2 rRNA genes are annotated in these 3603 nt (G+C 60.1%); both read left to right on the top strand.

From position 1 onward, the window contains the following. Positions 1-75 precede the first annotated feature (75 nt). Positions 76-3226: ribosomal RNA gene (locus GTR00_RS12045) — 23S ribosomal RNA — on the top strand. A 256-nt stretch (positions 3227-3482) separates the two neighbouring features. Next, positions 3483-3599, top strand: a 5S ribosomal RNA gene (gene rrf, locus GTR00_RS12050). Positions 3600-3603 lie beyond the last annotated feature (4 nt).

Consider the following 3603-nt stretch of genomic DNA (forward strand, 5'->3'; position numbering starts at 1 on the left):
GTCCCGTTCGCGGGTGTCGTCCCGTTCGCGGGTGTCGTCCCGTTCGCGGGTGGGGTGGGTGGTGGTGTGTGGTGGTGGCAAGTGTGTAAGGGCGCACGGTGGATGCCTTGGCATCAGGAGCCGATGAAGGACGTGGGAGCCTGCGATAAGCCTCGGGGAGTTGGCAACCGAACGGTGATCCGAGGGTGTCCGAATGGGGAAACCCGGCCGTCGTCATGGGCGGTCACCCGCACCTGAATGTATAGGGTGCGTGGAGGGAACGTGGGGAAGTGAAACATCTCAGTACCCACAGGAAGAGAAAACAACAGTGATTCCGTGAGTAGTGGCGAGCGAAAGCGGACGAGGCTAAACCGCCTCCGTGTGTCAGACCCGGTAGGGGTTGCACGGGCGGGGTTGTGGGTGTGTGCCGGAGGCGGCTACCGACGCCTCGGACAGTGAGAAAGTCGTGGCATAGCCGAAGGGCCTGGGAAGGTCCGGCGCAGTGGGTGAGACCCCCGTAGGCGAAATGTCGCGGCCTGTCTGGGCGCGCTACCCGAGTAGCACGGGGCTCGTGGAATCTCGTGTGAATCTGCCAGGACCACCTGGTAAGCCTAAATACTTCCTGATGACCGATAGCGGACCAGTACCGTGAGGGAAGGGTGAAAAGCACCCCGGGAGGGGAGTGAAATAGTACCTGAAACCGTGTGCCTACAATCCGTCGGAGCAGGCTTTGCACCTGTGACGGCGTGCCTTTTGAAGAATGAGCCTGCGAGTTAGTGGTACGTGGCGAGGTTAACCCGGGTGGGGAAGCCGTAGCGAAAGCGAGTCCGAACAGGGCGTTTCAGTCGCGTGCTCTAGACCCGAAGCGGAGTGATCTACCCATGGCCAGGTTGAAGCGCGGGTAAGACCGCGTGGAGGACCGAACCCACCAGGGTTGAAAACCTGGGGGATGAGCTGTGGGTAGGGGTGAAAGGCCAATCAAACTCCGTGATAGCTGGTTCTCCCCGAAATGCATTTAGGTGCAGCGTCGCGTGTTTCTTGCCGGAGGTAGAGCTACTGGATGGCCGATGGGCCCCACCGGGTTACTGACGTCAGCCAAACTCCGAATGCCGGTAAGTCAGAGCGTGGCAGTGAGACTGCGGGGGATAAGCTTCGTAGTCGAGAGGGAAACAGCCCAGATCATCAGCTAAGGCCCCTAAGCGTGTGCTAAGTGGGAAAGGATGTGGAGTCGCGCAGACAACCAGGAGGTTGGCTTAGAAGCAGCCACCCTTGAAAGAGTGCGTAATAGCTCACTGGTCAAGTGATTCCGCGCCGACAATGTAGCGGGGCTCAAGCACACCGCCGAAGCTGTGGCACTCACACGTGAAGCTCCGCCCTCCCGGGAGATCGGGGGGGTGCAGGTGTGTGGGTGGGTAGGGGAGCGTCGTGTGCGGGGTGAAGCGGTCGAGTGATCGTGCCGTGGACTGCACACGAGTGAGAATGCAGGCATGAGTAGCGAATGACGGGTGAGAAACCCGTCCGCCGATTGACCAAGGGTTCCAGGGCCAGGTTCATCCGCCCTGGGTAAGTCGGGACCTAAGGCGAGGCCGACAGGCGTAGTCGATGGACAACGGGTTGATATTCCCGTACCGGCGCAGAACCGTCCATGTCGAATCCGGTGATGCTAAGCACCCTAAGCCGGTCGTTGCCTTCGGGCGCGGCTCGGTGGCGCGTGCGGCCCGATCCGGTAGTAGGCAAGCGTATTAACAGGGGTGACGCAGGAGGGTAGCTTCCGCGTGGCGATGGTTGTCCACGTCCAAGGGCGTAGGGCGAGGTGCAGGCAAATCCGCACCTCTGACTTCGATGTCGAGCCTGAGACCTGATGGTGACCCCGCAAGGGGGAAGCAGGGTGATCCCATGCTGTCTAGAAAAGCCTCGGCGCGAGGTTCGAGCCGCCCGTACCCTAAACCGACTCAGGTGGTCAGGTAGAGAATACCGAGGCGATCGAGTGAATCGTGGTTAAGGAACTCGGCAAAATGCCCCCGTAACTTCGGGAGAAGGGGGGCCTGAGGAGTGAAGCCGCTGGCCGGCTAGCTCTTGAGGGCCGCAGAGACCAGGGGGAAGCGACTGTTTACTAAAAACACAGGTCCGTGCGAAGTCGCAAGACGATGTATACGGACTGACGCCTGCCCGGTGCTGGAACGTTAAGGGGACCGGTTACCCGCTTCGCGCGGGGACGCTGAGAACTTAAGCGCCAGTAAACGGCGGTGGTAACTATAACCATCCTAAGGTAGCGAAATTCCTTGTCGGGTAAGTTCCGACCTGCACGAATGGCGTAACGACTTCCCCGCTGTCTCAACCGCGAACTCGGCGAAATTGCACTACGAGTAAAGATGCTCGTTACGCGCAGCAGGACGGAAAGACCCCGGGACCTTCACTATAGCTTGGTATTGGTGTTCGGAACGGCTTGTGTAGGATAGGTGGGAGACTGTGAAGCGGTCACGCTAGTGGTCGTGGAGTCGCCGTTGAAATACCACTCTGGTCGTTCTGGATGTCTAACTTCGGTCCGTGATCCGGATCAGGGACAGTGCCTGGTGGGTAGTTTAACTGGGGCGGTTGCCTCCTAAAGAGTAACGGAGGCGCCCAAAGGTTCCCTCAGCCTGGTTGGCAATCAGGTGTCGAGTGCAAGTGCACAAGGGAGCTTGACTGTGAGACAGACATGTCGAGCAGGGACGAAAGTCGGGACTAGTGATCCGGCCGTGGAGTGTGGAATCGCGGTCGCTCAACGGATAAAAGGTACCCCGGGGATAACAGGCTGATCTTGCCCAAGAGTCCATATCGACGGCATGGTTTGGCACCTCGATGTCGGCTCGTCGCATCCTGGGGCTGGAGTAGGTCCCAAGGGTTGGGCTGTTCGCCCATTAAAGCGGTACGCGAGCTGGGTTTAGAACGTCGTGAGACAGTTCGGTCCCTATCCGCTGCGCGCGCAGGAAACTTGAGAAGGGCTGTCCCTAGTACGAGAGGACCGGGACGGACGAACCTCTGGTGTGCCAGTTGTTCCGCCAGGAGCATGGCTGGTTGGCTACGTTCGGAAGGGATAACCGCTGAAGGCATCTAAGCGGGAAGCCTGCTTCGAGATGAGGTTTCCATGCCCTGTGAAAGGGGTGAGAGGCTCCCTGCAGACTACGGGGTTGATAGGCCGGGTGTGGAAGCGATGACGAAAGAGTCGTGGAGCTGACCGGTACTAATAAGCCGATCGCTTGTCACCAGTGCACACCAGCATCCACTCGTTGCTCTCCGTGAACGCGGGGGCGTGGGGTGGGCGGGTGTGCGGGGTGGTGTTGAGTGCTGAAGGGTCCTGGATGAGCAGGGGCGCGGAGGAGGTCTTGTGGTGGCGGGGTACCGCGGCGCAGGAACCGTGAAGCAGTCGGTGGGTTGAGTTGTCGTAGGTGGTGTAGGTGTGTGTGAGCGTCCGCTGTGTGGTTCTCGGGTCGCAACCGTGGTTGTTGATCCGGTCCTCGTGGTCCGGTGGTCATAGCGGTGGGGAAACGCCCGGTCACATTCCGAACCCGGAAGCTAAGCCCGCCAGCGCCGATGGTACTGCTCGGGAGACTGGGTGGGAGAGTAGGACACCGCCGGCCACTC

The organism is Kineococcus indalonis, from assembly GCF_009906395.1.
GTDB lineage: Bacteria > Actinomycetota > Actinomycetes > Actinomycetales > Kineococcaceae > Kineococcus > Kineococcus indalonis.